This is a genomic window from Methylobacterium sp. WL18 (assembly GCF_008040015.1).
Lineage (GTDB): Bacteria > Pseudomonadota > Alphaproteobacteria > Rhizobiales > Beijerinckiaceae > Methylobacterium > Methylobacterium mesophilicum.
This window is the reverse complement of record NZ_VRVD01000697.1, coordinates 1-2,319: the sequence shown is the minus strand read 5'-3', so window position 1 is coordinate 2,319 and position 2,319 is coordinate 1. Positions and strand designations below refer to the sequence as shown.

Sequence of the window (2,319 nt, the reverse complement as noted above, 5' to 3'; positions counted from 1 at the left end):
CCCCTCTCCCGACCCGGCCTGACGGCCGGCCCACCCTCCCCCGCAAAGGGGGGAGGGAGAGGCGCGGATCCCATCGGAACGAAACTCGGGAGCGGACACCGTGGATTTCGACCTCTCCCCATCCCAGACGCACTGGCTGACCCGGGTGCACGCCTTCATCGCCGACGCGATCCAGCCCGCCGCCGCCGCGGTGGCGGCCGAGCGGGCGGCGAGCCGCGAACCCTCGCCCACGATGGAACGGCTGAAGGACAAAGCCCGCGGGGAAGGGCTGTGGAACCTGTTCCTGCCGCCTTCCCCCGAGCACGACACCGATGAATACCGCGGCGCCGGCCTGACCAACCTCGATTACGCGCTCTGCGCCGAGGCGATGGGCAAGGTCGGGATCGCATCGGAATGCTTCAACTGCGCGGCGCCCGACACCGGCAACATGGAGGTGCTGCACCGCTACGGCAGCCCGGCCCAGAAGGAGATGTGGCTGCAGCCGCTGATGGACGGAAAAATCCGCTCGGCCTTCCTGATGACCGAGCCCGACGTCGCCTCCTCGGACGCCACCAACATCGAGACCGCGATCCGCCGCGACGGCGACCACTACGTCATCGACGGGCGCAAATGGTGGTCCACCGGGGTCGGCGACCCGCGCTGCAGGATCGCGATCCTGATGGGCAAGACCGACCCGGATGCGCCCCGCCACCGGCAGCAATCCCAGATCCTCGTGTCGATGGACACGCCCGGCCTGCGGGTCGAGCGCCTGCTGCCGGTCTTCGGCTACGAGGACGCGCCCAAGGGCCACGGCGAGGTGGTGCTGGAAGGCGTGCGCGTCCCGGCCGAGAACCTGATCCTCGGCGAGGGGCGCGGCTTCGAGATCGCGCAGGGGCGGCTCGGGCCGGGGCGCATCCACCATTGCATGCGCACCATCGGGGTCGCCGAGGCGGCCCTCGAAGCGATGGCCCGGCGCCTGGTCTCGCGGGTCGCCTTCGGCAAGCGCATCAGCGAGCAGTCGGTCTGGGAGCAGCGGGTCGCGGAGGCGCGGATCGACATCGAGATGACCCGCCTGCTCTGCCTGAAGGCCGCCGACATGATGGACAAGGTCGGCGCCAAGGGCGCCAAGCTCGAGATCGCCATGATCAAGGTCGCCGCCCCGCGGATCGCCCTCAAGGTGATCGACGACGCGATCCAGGCCCATGGCGGCGCCGGCGTGTCCGAGGATTTCGGACTGGCCAGGATGTACGCCCACATTCGCACCTTGCGGCTGGCCGACGGGCCGGACGAGGTGCACAACCGCTCCATCGCCCGGCTCGAATTCGGGCGCTACACCAACGCCCGGGAGAGTGCATGAGCGGCCCCGACGCCTTCTCCGGCGTGAAGCCGGTCGAGCCGCGCCATCGGATCGACGAGGCCCGGCTGGCCGCCTGGCTCGCCGAATACGTCCGAGACTATGCCGGGCCGCTCAACCTGCAGCAGTTCCGCGGCGGCCAGTCGAACCCGACCTACCGGCTGGAGACGCCCGGCCAGGCCTACGTGCTGCGGCGCAAGCCGTTCGGGCCGCTCCTGCCCTCCGCGCACGCGGTGGAGCGCGAGTTCCGGGTGATCGGCGCGCTGTACGGCGAGGGGTTCCCGGTTCCCAGGCCCTTCGCGCTCTGCTAAGACTCCGAAATAATCGGCGCGGCCTTCTACGTGATGGAAGCGGTGGGCGGCAGCGTGCACTGGGACGGCGCCCTGCCCGGCCTCGACCCGCATGCCCGGCACCGGCACTATGCCGGCATGATCGCGACGCTCGCGCGCCTCCACGCGATCGATCCGGAGGCGGCGGGCCTCGCCGATTACGGCAAGTCCGGCAACTACTTCGCCCGGCAGGTCGATCGCTGGACCCGTCAGTACCGCGCCGCCGAGGACGGCCGGCTGGAGGATGTCGAGCGCCTGATCGCGTGGCTGCCCCGCACCGTGCCCGAGCAGCAGGGCACTTCCATCGTCCACGGCGATTACCGCCTCGACAACCTGATCTTTTCCCCCGATGGCGGCGTCAGCGCGGTGCTCGACTGGGAGCTGTCGACGCTCGGCGATCCCCTCGCCGACTTCAGCTACCTGCTGATGCATTGGGAACTGCCGGCGGACGGGCGCAGCGGTCTCGGCGGCCTCGATCTGCCGGCGCTCGGCATCCCGACCCGGGAGGAGGCGGTGGCGCTCTACTGCCGGGCCGCGGACCGGGCGGCCCTGCCCGACCTCGACTGGTACTTCGCCTACAACCTGTTCCGTCTGGTCGGCATCCTCCAGGGCGTGGCCGCCCGAGCCAAGGCCGGCAACGCCGCGAGCGAGCACGCC

The 2,319-nt window shown here is 70.7% G+C and carries 1 protein-coding gene and 1 pseudogene; both read left to right on the top strand.

The genetic code is table 11. The features are described from left to right. Nucleotides 1-100 precede the first annotated feature (100 nt). Nucleotides 101-1,336 (top strand): acyl-CoA dehydrogenase family protein, encoded by a 1,236-nt coding sequence (locus tag FV228_RS27130; RefSeq protein ID WP_147857351.1) that lies wholly within the window; start codon nt 101-103, stop codon nt 1,334-1,336. After that, nucleotides 1,333-2,319: pseudogene (locus FV228_RS27125) on the top strand (phosphotransferase family protein); the annotation flags it as partial. The gene FV228_RS27130 and the pseudogene FV228_RS27125, both read left to right, overlap by 4 nt.